This window comes from Enterobacter cloacae complex sp. ECL72, from assembly GCF_019056635.1.
Lineage (GTDB): Bacteria > Pseudomonadota > Gammaproteobacteria > Enterobacterales > Enterobacteriaceae > Enterobacter > Enterobacter hormaechei_C.
In genome coordinates this window covers 3,957,862-3,973,872 of record NZ_CP077659.1, presented here as the reverse complement: position 1 = coordinate 3,973,872, position 16,011 = coordinate 3,957,862, and the positions used below count along the sequence as shown (strand labels likewise).

Sequence of the window (16,011 nt, the reverse complement as noted above, 5' to 3'; positions counted from 1 at the left end):
CGCCCTAATACCTCTTCGAACAATGACATATATCGCCGAACTCGGCTCTTTCTGGAGTCGCTTTGATGATGATAAAAAAAATCAGTGGTCGCCATGCTGCTTCTGGCCTGGTGGGTGTTTCAGTCTGCCTGCTTTTTTGTAACACCGCTTTTGCGTGGCAACAGGAATATATCGTTTCAGATGCTCAAAGTAATACGATGGAACGCTATACATGGGACGCCGATCACCAACCTCGTTATGAAGATATTCTCGCGGAGCGTATTAACCGCACGCAGAATGCTGCGGGGTTTACCCTGAACGACCCATCCGGTTCAGATGCGGAAACCGTTCTGAGCGTTGGCTGGAATTTTCCCGTGGCGGGACATTTCACCACCGGGCCCGTAATGGCGTGGCGCACTGATGGCGCTCCCTCCGCACCAGTGAATGCGTTTGAGGATACAACCACCACGCAGTCGCTTACCGATCCACTCTGGCATGCCAGCGTGAACTCATTGGGGTGGCGTGTCGATACGCAGTATGGTGATTTACACCCCTGGGCGAAGATCAGCTATAACCAGCAAACTGAAGAAGAATATTTATATACGCTGGGATTGAGCGCCAAATTTTAAAGGGTTGTCACTTTTTTAAACGCTGCGGTAACATATTTAATACAATAACGGCAGGGACTGTAGCGATAGTGATCGCTCACCTTTGAGCTTTTTCTTCTCCGGCAAGGTCATTCATTCCCGCTTCCAGGCATTTCATTCCGTTTCTCCTGCATTTCATGCCGTTTTACCCCTGGTGTTATGGGGTTTTGTTTATCGTGTCCTCAGCGAATTTCCTTAATTTATCTTGCAGGACACTGCCATGAACACATCAACTTATAACCGCACGCGTTGGCTGACGCTATTCGGCACCATCGTTACCCAGTTCGCACTGGGATCGGTCTATACCTGGAGCCTGTTTAACAGCGCCCTGTCTGATAAGATCGGCGCGCCGATAAGCCAGGTGGCGTTCTCCTTCGGCTTGCTGAGTCTTGGGTTAGCAATTTCCTCTTCCGTGGCGGGCAAACTTCAGGAGCGCTTCGGCGTGAAGCGTGTAACCATGGCCTCCGGGATCTTGCTGGGCGTGGGCTTCTTCCTGACGGCATATTCCGACAACCTGATGATGCTGTGGCTGAGCGCCGGGGTGCTGGTGGGGCTGGCGGACGGGGCAGGTTACCTGCTGACGCTGTCTAACTGCGTGAAGTGGTTCCCGGAGCGTAAAGGGCTTATCTCCGCGTTTGCCATTGGTTCATATGGCCTGGGCAGCCTTGGCTTCAAATTCATCGATGCGCATCTGCTGGCCTCGGTGGGGCTTGAGAAAACCTTTATGATCTGGGGCGTGATTGTGCTGGTGATGATCCTCTTCGGCGCAACGCTGATGAAAGACGCGCCGCAGCAGGAAGTGAAAACCGTTAACGGTGTGGTGGAGAATGATTTCACCCTTGCACAGTCCATGCGTAAACCGCAGTACTGGATGCTGGCGGTGATGTTCCTGACGGCCTGCATGAGCGGTCTGTATGTCATCGGCGTGGCGAAAGATATCGCGCAGGGAATGGTGAAACTGGACGCGGCGACGGCGGCGAACGCGGTAACGGTCATCTCCATTGCTAACCTCTCGGGTCGTCTGGTGCTCGGTATCCTGTCTGACAAAATCGCCCGCATCCGCGTGATTACGCTGGGGCAGGTCATCTCTCTGGTGGGCATGGCGGCGCTGCTGTTTGCACCGCTGAACGAAGCGACATTCTTTGCGGCGATAGCCTGCGTAGCCTTTAACTTTGGCGGTACCATTACCGTCTTCCCGTCGCTGGTGAGCGAGTTCTTCGGCCTGAACAATCTGGCGAAAAACTACGGTGTGATTTATCTCGGCTTCGGTATCGGCAGTATTTGCGGGTCGCTGATTGCCTCGCTGTTTGGTGGCTTCTACGTGACATTCTGCGTGATATTTGCCTTGTTGATTATTTCACTGGCGCTGTCCACCACGATTCGTCAGCCGCAACGCGAGGTCTATAAAGAAGCGCATGCATGATTCGATAAAAAGGGGCCGCAGGGCCTCTTTTTTTATCGCAATATCACTTCCGGACTTGTTATTTTGTAAAAATTCTCATCGATTCACATTCTCTGCTGCCACTTTTCTTCCTCGCTGTGGTCTACTTATCGCGCTTGTAGACGTTTCTGATAACGGTTTATCTCGCACCTACTTACTCTGTCTGCTTTCTCAATGAGATTCGGCGGGTCTTTATACCCCTTCCCCCAGGGTTGTTTGCATGAAATATATCAGGTCTCTTACCCAGCAAAGATTGTGTCTGATGCTGGCTGTCTATATCGGTTTGTTTCTGAATGGCGCGGTGCTGTTCAGAAGAGTGGAAGGTTATTTTGAACACCTCACCGTAAGAAACGGGATTTTCGCCGCGATTGAAGTGTTTGGCTCAATTCTGGCAACCTTCTTCCTGCTACGTCTGCTCTCGCTTTTTGGCAGACGTACATGGCAGGTTCTGGCCTCGCTGGTGGTGATTATCTCTGCCGCCGCAAGCTATTACATGACATTCATGAATGTGGTCATTGGCTACGGTATTGTGGCCTCGGTGATGACCACGGACATCGACCTCTCGAAAGAGGTAGTGGGGCAAGGGTTCATCATGTGGACGATTTTGACCTGCCTGATCCCGCTCTTCTTTATCTGGAGTAATACCTGTCGCTATACCCTGTTACGCCAGCTGCGTACCCGTGGGCAACGCATCCGCAACGTCGCCGTCGTTCTTCTGGCGGGTCTGCTGGTATGGGCGCCTATTCGCCTGATGGAAAAACAGCAAAAGCGGATCGAAAAAGCGACAGGCGTAGATATGCCAAGCTACGGCGGCGTGGTGGCTAACTCGTATCTGCCGTCTAACTGGCTGTCGGCGCTAGGTCTCTATGCCTGGGCTCAGGCGGACGAATCCAGCGATGTGAAATCGCTGATTAACCCGACCAAAAAGTTCACCTACCAGGCTCCGGCTGACGGACTGGATGATACTTACGTGGTCTTCGTTATCGGCGAAACGACGCGCTGGGATCATATGGGTATTCTCGGTTATGACCGCGATACCACCCCGAAACTGGCGCAGGAAAAGAACCTGGTGGCATACCGCGGCTACTCCTGCGATACCGCCACGAAGCTTTCGTTGCGCTGTATGTTTGTTCGTGAGGGCGGTGCGAGTGATAATCCTCAGCGCACTCTCAAAGAGCAAAACGTGTTTGCTGTTCTGAAGCAGCTTGGATTTAGCTCCGATCTGTTCGCCATGCAAAGTGAGATGTGGTTCTACACCAACACCATGGCGGATAACATCGCCTACCGCGAGCAGATTGGCGCCGAGCCGCGTAACCGCGGAAAGAACGTTGATGATATGCTGCTGCTCTCTGAGATGGAACAGTCGCTGAAAAACCATCCGCAGGGTAAGCACCTTATTGTTCTGCATACCAAAGGTTCACACTACAGCTACTATCAGCGTTACACGCGCGATTTCGCCAAATGGACGCCTGAGTGCGTCGGCATTAACAAGAACTGTAGCAAGCAGGAGCTGATCAATGCCTATGATAACTCGATTCTGTATGTGGATACCTTCCTCAGCCGGGTGATCGACCAGCTTCGCGATAAGAAAGCGATTGTGATTTACGCGGCCGACCACGGCGAGTCCATCAACGAGAAAGAGCATTTACACGGCACGCCGCGTAAGCTGGCCCCGCCTGAGCAGTTCCGCGTGCCGATGATCATGTGGATGTCGGATAAGTACCTGGAAAACCCGGACAAAGCCAAAATGTTTGCCCATCTGAAACAGCAGGCAGAGATCAAGGTACCGCGTCGTCACGTTGAGCTGTACGACACCATTATGGGTTGTCTCGGCTATACCTCACCGAACGGTGGGATTAACGAAAACAACAACTGGTGTAAACTCCCTGATAACACCACAAAAGCCGCGCAGTAGCTGGTCTGGCGAGAATATCGCCAGTTGAATGGCTTTTTGAAAATAAGGGATTGACGGGGGCGCACCTCAGCAGTAAGATGCGCTCCGCATTCGGCGAGTAGCGCAGCTTGGTAGCGCAACTGGTTTGGGACCAGTGGGTCGGAGGTTCGAATCCTCTCTCGCCGACCACATTCTAAAAAGGGCTAACCGCAAGGTTAGCCCTTTTTGCATTAACGCGTTACCCCGCACGAGTCCTCAAAATACCCCTTAGCCCTGCTTCCCCCTGCCTGCTTGCGGTTTTGTGACATAATCCATTGTATTTTTTTATATATAGTTTGATCTTTTTTCGCGTTGCTTATGGATAACCTCAGCATTTTTCGCTGTGCGTTTTAACGTTCGCGGTATTTAGTGCTCAGATAATCACCATTCTGTAAGAAAATTTACCCATTCTGAATAAAACTTAATCACTGAGTGTTGCGAAATATGAAGATAATTGTGCTGCATCATGGCGAGTAGCATAAATTTCTCTGCTGAAAACTCACGGTCAGGGTTTTTTTAATCTTTGTTTGCGGTTTCTCACACTCCACGTAAATCCCCGCCACCTGTATTGACGTTTTCACATTCTGTTGACAGATTGTAGGGCACGAGGGGCATTTCAGGGAGGATCTGCGCTGCAACTCAAACGCTCTTCTGAAAGGATTCTCTATCCCTTTTAACGCCTTCGGGCATCACCGACCGGACCGGGTAAAAAATAAATAAAGGTCAGGCGGCGTAACACAACAAAGCAAAACATCACATTGGAGCACAATAATGAGTATTTCCTTGAAGAAGTCAGGGATGCTGAAGCTTGGTCTGAGCCTGGTGGCCATGACCGTTGCAGCAAGCGTACAGGCAAAAACCCTGGTTTACTGTTCTGAAGGCTCTCCGGAAGGCTTTAACCCACAGCTCTTTACCTCTGGTACGACTTACGACGCAAGCTCTGTACCGATCTATAACCGTCTGGTTGAATTTAAAACCGGCACCACGGAAGTAATTCCTGGCCTGGCTGAAAAGTGGGATATCAGCGAAGACGGTAAAACCTATACCTTCCACCTGCGCCAGGGCGTGAAGTGGCAGGACAGCAAAGAATTTAAACCTACGCGCGACTTTAACGCCGACGACGTTGTGTTCTCCTTCGACCGTCAGAAAAATGCCCAGAACCCGTACCATAAAGTGTCTGGCGGCAGCTATGAATACTTCGAAGGGATGGGTCTGCCAGACCTGATCGCTGAAGTGAAAAAAGTGGACGATAAAACCGTTCAGTTTGTGCTGACGCGTCCGGAAGCGCCATTCCTGGCTGACCTGGCGATGGACTTCGCCTCGATTCTCTCTAAAGAGTACGCGGACAACATGCTGAAAGCCGGCACCCCGGAAAAAGTGGACCTGAACCCAATCGGTACCGGCCCGTTCCAGCTGCTTCAGTACCAGAAAGATTCCCGTATTCTGTATAAAGCCTTCCCGGGCTACTGGGGTACCAAGCCGCAGATCGACCGTCTGGTCTTCTCCATCACGCCTGACGCATCCGTGCGTTACGCAAAATTGCAGAAAAACGAATGTCAGGTGATGCCGTATCCAAACCCGGCTGACATCGCGCGCATGAAGCAGGACAAAAATATCAACCTGCTGGAGCAGGCGGGCCTGAACGTGGGTTATCTCTCCTTCAACACCGAGAAGAAACCGTTCGATGACGTGAAAGTGCGTCAGGCGCTGACTTACGCGGTGAACAAAGAAGCGATCATCAAAGCCGTTTACCAGGGCGCGGGCGTTGCGGCCAAGAACCTGATCCCACCAACCATGTGGGGTTATAACGACGACATTAAGGACTACACCTACGATCCTGAGAAAGCGAAAGCGCTGCTGAAAGAAGCGGGCCAGGACAAAGGCTTCACCGTCGAGCTGTGGGCGATGCCGGTACAGCGTCCTTACAACCCGAACGCACGTCGTATGGCGGAAATGGTTCAGGCTGACTGGGCGAAGATTGGCGTACAGGCCAAAATTGTGACCTACGAGTGGGGCGAGTACCTGAAGCGCGCTAAAGCGGGCGAACACCAGGCGGTCATGATGGGCTGGACCGGCGACAACGGGGATCCGGACAACTTCTTCGCGACCCTGTTCAGCTGTGCGGCAGCGAAAGACGGTTCCAACTACTCTCGCTGGTGCTACAAGCCGTTTGAAGATCTGATCCAGCCGGCGCGTGCGACCGACGATCACAACAAACGTATTGAACTGTACAAGCAAGCGCAGGTTGTTATGCACGATCAGGCCCCGGCGCTGATTGTTGCTCACTCCACCGTGTACGAGCCAGTGCGTAAAGAAGTGAAGGGCTACGTGGTTGATCCACTGGGCAAACACCACTTCGAAAACGTATCTGTTGAATAATAAGTAGGGTGTTCTCCCTCTCCCTGTGGGAGAGGGCAGGGGTGAGGGGCGTGCATGCATCCCCTCATCCTAACCCTCTCCCACAGGGAGAGGGAATTTACATTTGTGAGCAATACAGACGTCACGCCACTGGGCGTGCGTCATCAGAGAGAATCCGGGTTATGTTGCAGTTCATCCTCCGACGTCTGGGACTGGTTATCCCGACGTTTATCGGTATCACCCTTCTCACTTTTGCCTTCGTCCATATGATCCCGGGTGACCCGGTAATGATTATGGCGGGCGAGCGTGGTATCTCCCCTGAACGTCATGCGCAACTGCTGGCTGAACTCGGCCTTGATAAGCCGATGTGGCAGCAGTATCTCCACTATATCTGGGGTGTGTTGCACGGCGATTTAGGGATTTCACTGAAAAGCCGTCTTCCGGTGTGGGACGAGTTCGTACCGCGCTTTAAAGCGACGCTGGAACTCGGTATCTGCGCCATGATCTTCGCGACCGCGGTAGGGATCCCCGTTGGCGTACTGGCTGCCGTTAAGCGTGGCTCTATTTTCGACCACACCGCTGTTGGCCTGGCACTGACCGGCTACTCCATGCCTATCTTCTGGTGGGGCATGATGCTGATCATGCTGGTCTCGGTGCAGTGGAACCTGACGCCGGTCTCCGGACGCGTCAGCGACATGGTTTTCCTTGACGACACCAACCCGTTAACCGGCTTTATGCTGATTGATACGGCGATCTGGGGCGAAGAGGGCAACTTCATTGATGCGGTTGCGCACATGATCCTGCCTGCAATGGTGCTGGGCACCATCCCTCTGGCGGTGATCGTGCGTATGACCCGTTCCTCCATGCTGGAAGTGCTGGGCGAGGATTATATTCGTACTGCCCGCGCTAAAGGCCTGACCCGTATGCGCGTCATCATCATTCATGCCCTGCGTAACGCTATGCTGCCGGTGGTAACCGTTATCGGTTTGCAGGTCGGTACGCTGCTGGCGGGGGCGATCCTGACCGAAACCATCTTCTCCTGGCCGGGTCTTGGACGCTGGCTGATTGATGCGCTGCAACGCCGTGACTATCCGGTTGTGCAGGGCGGTGTACTGCTGGTCGCGACGATGATTATCCTCGTCAACCTGCTGGTCGATTTGCTGTACGGCGTGGTGAACCCGCGTATTCGTCATAAGAAGTAAGGGGCCATCATGTCACAAGTTACTCAAAATAAAGTGGTCACCGCACCGGTGCCAATGACGCCGATGCAGGAGTTCTGGCACTACTTCAAGCGCAACAAAGGCGCGGTCGTCGGGCTGGTGTATGTTTCCATCATGATCCTGATTGCGGTGTTTGCGAACTTCCTTGCGCCGTATAACCCGGCTGATCAGTTCCGCGATGCGCTGCTGGCACCTCCTGCATGGCAGGACGGCGGAAGCCTGACGCACCTGCTGGGCACCGACGACGTGGGCCGCGATGTGCTGTCGCGCCTGATGTACGGCGCACGCCTGTCGCTGCTGGTTGGCTGCCTCGTTGTCGTACTGTCGCTGATCATGGGGATCGTACTCGGCCTGGTGGCAGGCTACTTCGGCGGCATTGTTGATAACATCATCATGCGCGTCGTCGACATTATGCTGGCATTGCCAAGCCTGCTGCTGGCGCTGGTGCTGGTGGCGATCTTTGGTCCGTCGATTGGTAACGCCGCGCTTGCGCTGACGTTTGTTGCGCTACCGCATTACGTGCGTCTGACCCGTGCGGCGGTGCTGGTGGAAGTGAACCGGGACTACGTTACCGCCTCTCGCGTGGCGGGTGCCGGTGCTATGCGTCAGATGTTTATCAATATCTTCCCAAACTGCCTTGCGCCGCTGATTGTTCAGGCGTCGCTCGGTTTCTCTAACGCCATTCTTGATATGGCCGCTCTTGGCTTCCTTGGCATGGGTGCGCAGCCGCCAACACCGGAGTGGGGCACCATGCTCTCCGACGTGTTGCAGTTCGCGCAAAGCGCCTGGTGGGTCGTCACCTTCCCGGGTCTGGCGATTCTGCTGACGGTGCTGGCATTTAACCTGATGGGTGACGGTCTGCGTGATGCACTTGATCCCAAACTGAAGCAGTAAGAGGCACGAGATGGCGTTATTAAATGTAGATAAATTATCCGTGCACTTTGGCGACGAAGGCACACCGTTTCGCGCCGTGGACCGCATCAGCTACAGCGTTAATCAGGGCGAAGTGGTCGGGATTGTAGGAGAGTCGGGCTCCGGTAAGTCAGTGAGTTCGCTGGCGATTATGGGGCTGATTGACTACCCCGGTCGCGTGATGGCGGAAAATCTGGAGTTCAACGGTCAGGATCTGAAGCGCATTTCCGAAAAACAGCGCCGCCAGCTGGTGGGCGCGGAAGTGGCGATGATCTTCCAGGACCCCATGACCAGCCTGAACCCATGCTACACCGTCGGTTTCCAGATTATGGAAGCCATTAAGGTGCATCAGGGCGGGAATAAGAAAACCCGTCGCCAGCGTGCTATCGATCTGCTGAACCTGGTGGGGATACCTGACCCAGCATCGCGTCTGGACGTTTACCCGCATCAGCTTTCCGGCGGCATGAGCCAGCGCGTGATGATCGCCATGGCGATTGCCTGTCGACCAAAACTGCTGATTGCGGATGAACCAACTACCGCGCTGGACGTAACCATCCAGGCGCAAATCATCGAGCTGCTGCTGGAGTTGCAGCAGAAAGAGAATATGGCGCTGGTGCTGATTACGCACGACCTGGCGCTGGTGGCGGAAGCGGCACACAAAATCATCGTGATGTATGCGGGTCAGGTAGTGGAGACCGGAAGTTCGCACGATATCTTCCGCGCGCCGCGTCACCCGTATACGCAGGCGTTACTGCGCGCGCTGCCGGAGTTTGCCCAGGACAAAGCGCGTCTGGCGTCACTGCCGGGTGTGGTTCCGGGTAAATATGACCGTCCGCAGGGCTGCCTGCTGAATCCGCGCTGCCCGTATGCGACGGATAAATGCCGCGCCGAGGAGCCAGAGCTGAATCTGCTGGCCGATGGTCGGCAGTCAAAATGCCACTACCCACTCGATGATGCCGGGAGGCCAACACTATGAGTACGCACGAGGCCACCACGCAACAGCCGCTGTTGCAGGCTATCGACCTGAAAAAACATTACCCGGTGAAGAAGGGGATTTTTGCCCCCGAGCGCCTGGTAAAAGCGCTGGACGGCGTCTCCTTCAGCCTTGAACGCGGTAAAACGCTGGCGGTCGTCGGGGAGTCGGGCTGTGGAAAATCCACGCTGGGCCGTCTGCTGACGATGATCGAAACGCCAACCGGCGGCGAGCTTTACTATCAGGGCCAGGATCTGCTCAAGCACGATCCGCAGGCGCAGAAGCTGCGTCGTCAAAAAATCCAGATTGTGTTCCAGAACCCGTACGGTTCTTTAAACCCGCGTAAAAAAGTGGGGCAGATTCTGGAAGAGCCGCTGCTGATTAACAGCAATCTGAGCAAAGAGCAGCGTCGTGAAAAAGCGCTGGCGATGATGGCGAAGGTGGGGCTTAAAACCGAGCATTACGATCGCTACCCGCATATGTTCTCTGGCGGTCAGCGTCAGCGTATTGCCATCGCCCGTGGGCTGATGCTTGACCCGGACGTGGTGATTGCCGATGAGCCGGTCTCAGCGCTTGACGTGTCCGTACGTGCGCAGGTGCTTAACCTGATGATGGATTTACAGCAGGATCTGGGACTGTCGTACGTCTTCATCTCCCATGACCTGTCCGTGGTTGAGCACATTGCCGATGAGGTGATGGTGATGTATCTGGGACGCTGCGTGGAGAAGGGGACGAAAGATCAGATCTTTACTAACCCGCGTCATCCGTATACGCAGGCGCTGCTGTCTGCAACGCCGCGGCTGAACCCGGATGACCGCCGGGAGCGCATTAAGCTGACCGGCGAGTTGCCAAGCCCACTTAACCCGCCGCCGGGATGTGCGTTCAACGCCCGTTGCCGTCGCCGCTTCGGCCCGTGCACGCAGTTGCAGCCACAGCTGAAGGATTATGGCGGACAGCTGGTGGCCTGCTTCGCGGTCGATCAGGATGAAAACGGCGAAAAGCCGCAGGCATAAATAAAAAAACCGGCGTTAAGCCGGTTTTTTTTACGTCTGAGGTCTACTTCCGTAAACGAATCTGGTCGACGGCGTGTTTCTCACTCTTGGTGAGGATCAGGCTTGCGCGTTCGCGCGTCGGCAGGATGTTCTCTTTGAGGTTGACGTAGTTGATCTCATTCCACAGCCCGGTCGCCACGCTGATAGCCTCTTCTTCAGAGAGCTGGGCGTAGTTGTGGAAGTAGGAATCCGGGTCGGTGAACGCGCCTTCGCGGAACTTCAGGAAGCGGTTGATATACCAGCGTTGCAGCAAATCTTCCGGCGCATCGACATAAATTGAGAAATCGACAAAGTCAGAGACAAACACATGATGCGGATCGTGAGGATAATCCATCCCGCTTTGCAGGACGTTTAAGCCTTCCAGAATCAGGATGTCGGGCTGCACAACCGTTTTGTCGCCATCCGGGATGCGGTCGTAGATCAGATGCGAGTAAACCGGCGCGGTAACGTGAGGTACGCCCGATTTTAGATCTGAAACAAACTTTACCAGGCGGTGCATATCATAAGAGAGCGGGAAGCCCTTCTTTTTCATCAGGCCGCGTTCTTTCAACACCTCGTTGGGATGCAGGAAGCCGTCGGTGGTGATCAGCTCCACGCTGCGGTGTTCCGGCCAGCGGCTCAGCAGCGCCTGTAGCACGCGCGCGGTGGTACTTTTACCCACTGCCACGCTGCCCGCAATACTGATGATATAAGGAATACGTTGACCGTTCGTGCCGAGGAACTGTTCCAGTACGGCCTGACGGCGCAAATTGGAGCTGATATAGAAGTTAAGCAAGCGAGAAAGGGGGAGATAGATTTCTGCCACCTCTTCCAGGGAGAGATCTTCGTTTATCCCTTTTAGCCGTGCGATTTCACCTTCCGTCAGTGTCATAGGGACGGAGTCACGCAGGGCTGCCCACTGGCTACGGTTAAACTGAAGATAGGGCGTCATTAACGTTTGCTCTTTTTTGCTCATAAGCATGCTTCTGTGAACCATCACGAAACGGCGGGTGCGGGCTCATCACATAGTTAATTTTGGACAATGGGCAGGAGGTTAACACCAGATGAGAGGAATAATAAGAAAAAATATGGGAAAGCGATGCTTAACCGGGCAGGCATCACCTGGGGCTATAGCGTGCCGAAATCAGGCGTTCATGTTGAATTTTTAACCGTGAGCGGATGAATTTACAGCGGTTAGCCCTGGTTTCGAATAAAATGTGAGCGAAAGAACGTTTTATGCAATTTTTTAGTTGCATGACTGCGCAGGTCTCCATAGAATGCGCGCTACTTGATGCCGACTTAGCTCAGTAGGTAGAGCAACTGACTTGTAATCAGTAGGTCACCAGTTCGATTCCGGTAGTCGGCACCATCAAGTCCGGTGGGGTTCCCGAGCGGCCAAAGGGAGCAGACTGTAAATCTGCCGTCACAGACTTCGAAGGTTCGAATCCTTCCCCCACCACCACTTTCTGGCAGCGACAACGCCGCCGGAGCTGGTTGGAAAAATTGACCAGCTCGAACAGAAAAGAGAGAAATCTCTTTTTTTGTTACAGAAAGAACTGGGTAGCCGAGTTTCAGGATGCGGGCATCGTATAATGGCTATTACCTCAGCCTTCCAAGCTGATGATGCGGGTTCGATTCCCGCTGCCCGCTCCAATACGTGCTGATATGGCTCAGTTGGTAGAGCGCACCCTTGGTAAGGGTGAGGTCCCCAGTTCGACTCTGGGTATCAGCACCACTTCACTTCTCCCTCCCTTTCTCTCTGTTTCAATGTAAATGTATTCAACAGTTCAGGCATTTTCGCCTGGTTGATGTGGTGATATCACCGATTTATCCGTGTCTTAGAGGGACAATCGATGTCTAAAGAAAAGTTTGAACGTACAAAACCGCACGTTAACGTCGGTACTATCGGCCACGTTGACCATGGTAAAACAACGCTGACCGCTGCAATCACTACCGTACTGGCTAAAACCTACGGCGGTGCTGCTCGTGCTTTCGACCAGATCGATAACGCACCAGAAGAAAAAGCTCGTGGTATCACCATCAACACCTCTCACGTTGAGTATGACACCCCGACTCGCCACTACGCGCACGTAGACTGCCCAGGCCACGCCGACTATGTTAAAAACATGATCACCGGTGCTGCGCAGATGGACGGCGCGATCCTGGTTGTTGCTGCGACTGACGGCCCTATGCCTCAGACTCGTGAGCACATCCTGCTGGGTCGTCAGGTAGGCGTTCCTTACATCATCGTGTTCCTGAACAAATGCGACATGGTTGATGACGAAGAGCTGCTGGAACTGGTAGAGATGGAAGTTCGTGAACTGCTGTCTCAGTACGATTTCCCAGGCGACGACACTCCAATCGTTCGTGGTTCCGCGCTGAAAGCGCTGGAAGGCGACGCAGAGTGGGAAGCGAAAATCATCGAACTGGCTGGCTACCTGGATTCTTACATCCCAGAACCAGAGCGTGCGATTGACAAGCCATTCCTGCTGCCAATCGAAGACGTATTCTCCATCTCCGGTCGTGGTACCGTTGTTACCGGTCGTGTAGAGCGCGGTATCATCAAAGTGGGTGAAGAAGTTGAAATCGTTGGTATCAAAGAGACTGCGAAGTCTACCTGTACTGGCGTTGAAATGTTCCGCAAACTGCTGGACGAAGGCCGTGCTGGTGAGAACGTTGGTGTTCTGCTGCGTGGTATCAAACGTGAAGAAATCGAACGTGGTCAGGTTCTGGCGAAGCCAGGCTCAATCAAGCCACACACCAAGTTCGAATCTGAAGTGTACATTCTGTCCAAAGACGAAGGCGGCCGTCATACTCCGTTCTTCAAAGGCTACCGTCCACAGTTCTACTTCCGTACAACTGACGTGACCGGTACCATCGAACTGCCAGAAGGCGTAGAGATGGTAATGCCAGGCGACAACATCAAGATGGTTGTGACGCTGATCCACCCAATCGCGATGGACGACGGTCTGCGTTTCGCAATCCGTGAAGGCGGCCGTACCGTTGGCGCGGGCGTTGTTGCTAAAGTTCTCGGCTAATCGCTGATAACATTTGACGCAATGCGCAATAAAAGGGCATCATTTGATGCCCTTTTTGCACGCTTTCACATCAGAACCTGGCTCATCAGTGATTAATTTTGTCATAATCATTGCTGAGACAGGCTCTGCGGAGAGCGTATAATACGAAAAGCGAATAGCATTTCGATTGGTTTGCCTCGCACTCGCGGGGTGAAAATGTTTGTAGAATACTTCTGACAGGTTGGTTTATGAGTGCGAATACCGAAGCTCAAGGGAGCGGGCGCGGCCTGGAAGCGATGAAATGGGTAGTTGTAGCCGTGCTGCTGATTGTGGCGATTGTCGGCAACTATCTTTATCGTGACATGATGCTGCCGCTACGCGCGCTTGCAGTGGTAATTCTGATTGCTGCGGCGGGTGGTGTCGCGCTGTTGACGACGAAAGGCAAAGCGACCGTTGCGTTTGCCCGCGAAGCGCGTACCGAAGTCCGCAAGGTCATTTGGCCGACTCGCCAGGAAACATTGCACACCACGCTGATTGTAGCGGCGGTAACCGCTGTAATGTCACTGATCCTGTGGGGACTGGATGGTATTCTGGTTCGCCTGGTATCCTTTATCACTGGCCTGAGGTTCTGAGATGTCTGAAGCCCCTAAAAAGCGCTGGTACGTCGTTCAGGCGTTTTCCGGTTTTGAAGGCCGCGTAGCTACGTCGCTGCGTGAGCATATCAAATTACACAATATGGAAGAATTATTTGGCGAAGTTATGGTTCCGACCGAAGAAGTGGTTGAGATCCGTGGCGGCCAACGTCGCAAAAGCGAGCGTAAATTCTTCCCGGGTTACGTGCTGGTTCAGATGGTGATGAACGACGCGAGCTGGCACCTGGTGCGCAGCGTACCACGCGTGATGGGCTTTATCGGCGGCACATCTGACCGTCCGGCGCCAATCAGCGACAAAGAAGTTGATGCGATTATGAACCGCCTCCAGCAGGTTGGTGATAAACCGCGTCCGAAAACGCTGTTTGAACCGGGTGAGATGGTTCGTGTTAACGACGGTCCGTTTGCTGACTTCAATGGCGTCGTCGAAGAAGTGGACTACGAGAAGTCCCGCCTGAAAGTTTCCGTTTCTATCTTTGGTCGTGCGACCCCGGTAGAGCTGGACTTTGCTCAGGTAGAAAAAGCCTAAGCAGCGATCAAAAAAGCGACGATTTAATCGTTGCACAGGGCGCGAGATTGGAATACAATTTCGCGCCTTTTGTTTTTATGGGCCCCGGCCCGTAAAACGAATTTTATTCACGGGGAGCCTCTCCGAGGCGTTATTACCCAATCAGAGGATTTTAGAATGGCTAAGAAAGTACAAGCCTACGTCAAGCTGCAGGTTGCAGCAGGTATGGCGAACCCAAGTCCACCAGTTGGTCCAGCTCTGGGTCAGCAGGGTGTGAACATCATGGAATTCTGTAAAGCGTTCAACGCCAAAACTGAATCCATGGAAAAAGGTCTGCCAATCCCAGTTGTAATCACTGTTTACGCTGACCGTTCTTTCACTTTCGTTACCAAAACCCCTCCAGCAGCAGTTCTGCTGAAGAAAGCAGCGGGCATCAAGTCTGGTTCCGGTAAGCCGAACAAAGACAAAGTGGGTAAAATTTCCCGCGCTCAGTTGCAGGAAATCGCGCAGACCAAAGCTGCCGACATGACTGGTTCCGACATTGAAGCGATGACTCGCTCCATCGAAGGTACTGCACGTTCCATGGGCCTGGTAGTGGAGGACTAAGAAATGGCTAAACTGACCAAGCGCATGTCCGTGATCCGTGACAAAGTTGATGCGACCAAACAGTACGACATCAACGAAGCTATCGCTCTGCTGAAAGAACTGGCAACTGCTAAGTTCGTTGAAAGCGTTGACGTTGCCGTTAACCTGGGCATCGACGCTCGTAAATCCGATCAGAACGTTCGTGGCGCAACTGTACTGCCACACGGTACTGGCCGTTCCGTACGCGTAGCTGTATTTGCTCAGGGTGCAAACGCTGAAGCTGCTAAAGCTGCCGGCGCTGAACTGGTAGGTATGGAAGATCTGGCTGATCAGATCAAGAAAGGCGAAATGAACTTTGACGTTGTTATTGCTTCTCCAGATGCAATGCGCGTTGTTGGCCAGCTGGGCCAGGTTCTGGGTCCACGCGGCCTGATGCCAAACCCGAAAGTGGGTACTGTAACGCCTAACGTTGCTGAAGCGGTTAAGAACGCTAAAGCAGGTCAGGTTCGTTACCGTAACGACAAAAACGGCATCATCCACACCACCATCGGTAAAGTGGACTTTGACGCTGACAAACTGAAAGAAAACCTGGAAGCTCTGCTGGTTGCGCTGAAAAAAGCAAAACCAACTCAGGCGAAAGGCGTGTACATCAAGAAAGTTAGCATCTCCACCACCATGGGTGCAGGTGTTGCAGTTGACCAGGCTGGCCTGAGCGCTGCTGCAAACTAATGCCTTTACGTGGGCGGTGATTTTGTCT

General features: G+C 53.4%; 14 protein-coding genes and 5 tRNA genes. 18 read left to right on the top strand and 1 reads right to left on the bottom strand.

The annotated features are described in order from the left end of the window. Positions 1–65 precede the first annotated feature (65 nt). The 9 genes from KTH07_RS19160 to dppF all read left to right on the top strand — a co-directional run bounded on the left by KTH07_RS19160 (position 66) and on the right by dppF (position 10,476). Positions 66–608, top strand: coding sequence for a hypothetical protein (locus KTH07_RS19160; protein WP_015569983.1), 543 nt, complete (start codon positions 66–68; stop codon positions 606–608). A 238-nt stretch (positions 609–846) separates the two neighbouring features. Beyond that, positions 847–2,049 (top strand): MFS transporter, encoded by a 1,203-nt coding sequence (locus tag KTH07_RS19155; protein ID WP_015569982.1) that lies wholly within the window; start codon positions 847–849, stop codon positions 2,047–2,049. Positions 2,050–2,287: 238 nt separating this feature from the next. Beyond that, complete coding sequence (gene eptB / locus KTH07_RS19150) at positions 2,288–3,982, top strand: kdo(2)-lipid A phosphoethanolamine 7''-transferase (RefSeq protein ID WP_017383570.1); 1,695 nt, start codon at positions 2,288–2,290, stop codon at positions 3,980–3,982. A 91-nt stretch (positions 3,983–4,073) separates the two neighbouring features. Continuing rightward, positions 4,074–4,150, top strand: a tRNA-Pro gene (locus KTH07_RS19145). Between the two features lie 621 nt (positions 4,151–4,771). Then, positions 4,772–6,379, top strand: a complete 1,608-nt coding sequence (dppA, locus tag KTH07_RS19140) for a dipeptide ABC transporter periplasmic-binding protein DppA (RefSeq protein WP_003860756.1) — start codon at positions 4,772–4,774, stop codon at positions 6,377–6,379. A 161-nt stretch (positions 6,380–6,540) separates the two neighbouring features. Beyond that, positions 6,541–7,560 (top strand): dipeptide ABC transporter permease DppB, encoded by a 1,020-nt coding sequence (gene dppB / locus KTH07_RS19135; RefSeq protein WP_006810536.1) that lies wholly within the window; start codon positions 6,541–6,543, stop codon positions 7,558–7,560. A 9-nt stretch (positions 7,561–7,569) separates the two neighbouring features. After that, positions 7,570–8,472 (top strand): dipeptide ABC transporter permease DppC, encoded by a 903-nt coding sequence (gene dppC / locus KTH07_RS19130; RefSeq protein WP_017383569.1) that lies wholly within the window; start codon positions 7,570–7,572, stop codon positions 8,470–8,472. Positions 8,473–8,482: 10 nt separating this feature from the next. Beyond that, the gene (gene dppD / locus KTH07_RS19125; protein ID WP_015569978.1) at positions 8,483–9,466 is read left to right on the top strand and encodes a dipeptide ABC transporter ATP-binding protein; all 984 of its coding nucleotides are present in this window, start codon (positions 8,483–8,485) and stop codon (positions 9,464–9,466) included. Beyond that, positions 9,463–10,476, top strand: a complete 1,014-nt coding sequence (gene dppF, locus KTH07_RS19120; RefSeq protein ID WP_017383568.1) for a dipeptide ABC transporter ATP-binding subunit DppF — start codon at positions 9,463–9,465, stop codon at positions 10,474–10,476. The genes dppD and dppF overlap by 4 nt, the downstream gene beginning before the upstream one ends. A gap of 43 nt (positions 10,477–10,519) precedes the next feature. On the opposite strand, the gene coaA is transcribed toward dppF, so the two are convergent. After that, positions 10,520–11,470, bottom strand: a complete 951-nt coding sequence (coaA, locus tag KTH07_RS19115; RefSeq protein ID WP_015569977.1) for a type I pantothenate kinase — start codon at positions 11,468–11,470, stop codon at positions 10,520–10,522. 317 nt (positions 11,471–11,787) lie between these two features. On the opposite strand from coaA, the gene KTH07_RS19110 reads away from it, so the two are divergent. The 9 genes from KTH07_RS19110 (at position 11,788) to rplA (ending at position 15,983) form a co-directional block, all read left to right on the top strand. After that, positions 11,788–11,863: transfer RNA gene (locus KTH07_RS19110), tRNA-Thr, on the top strand. An 8-nt stretch (positions 11,864–11,871) separates the two neighbouring features. Then, a tRNA-Tyr gene (locus tag KTH07_RS19105) sits at positions 11,872–11,956 on the top strand. Between the two features lie 116 nt (positions 11,957–12,072). After that, positions 12,073–12,147: transfer RNA gene (locus KTH07_RS19100), tRNA-Gly, on the top strand. A gap of 6 nt (positions 12,148–12,153) precedes the next feature. Then, a tRNA-Thr gene (locus KTH07_RS19095) sits at positions 12,154–12,229 on the top strand. Between the two features lie 118 nt (positions 12,230–12,347). Further along, positions 12,348–13,532 carry an elongation factor Tu gene (tuf, locus tag KTH07_RS19090; protein WP_014885484.1) on the top strand — a complete coding sequence of 395 codons (1,185 nt, stop codon included), beginning with the start codon at positions 12,348–12,350 and terminating at the stop codon, positions 13,530–13,532. Between the two features lie 227 nt (positions 13,533–13,759). Further along, positions 13,760–14,143 (top strand): preprotein translocase subunit SecE, encoded by a 384-nt coding sequence (secE, locus tag KTH07_RS19085; RefSeq protein ID WP_003862342.1) that lies wholly within the window; start codon positions 13,760–13,762, stop codon positions 14,141–14,143. Position 14,144: 1 nt separating this feature from the next. Beyond that, positions 14,145–14,690 (top strand): transcription termination/antitermination protein NusG, encoded by a 546-nt coding sequence (nusG, locus tag KTH07_RS19080; RefSeq protein WP_003862341.1) that lies wholly within the window; start codon positions 14,145–14,147, stop codon positions 14,688–14,690. Positions 14,691–14,846: 156 nt separating this feature from the next. Next, positions 14,847–15,275, top strand: coding sequence for a 50S ribosomal protein L11 (gene rplK / locus KTH07_RS19075; RefSeq protein ID WP_003862340.1), 429 nt, complete (start codon positions 14,847–14,849; stop codon positions 15,273–15,275). A 3-nt stretch (positions 15,276–15,278) separates the two neighbouring features. Beyond that, entirely contained in the window at positions 15,279–15,983 is a 705-nt protein-coding gene (rplA, locus tag KTH07_RS19070; RefSeq protein WP_006810530.1) for a 50S ribosomal protein L1, read from the top strand. The last annotated feature ends 28 nt before the right edge of the window (positions 15,984–16,011 follow it).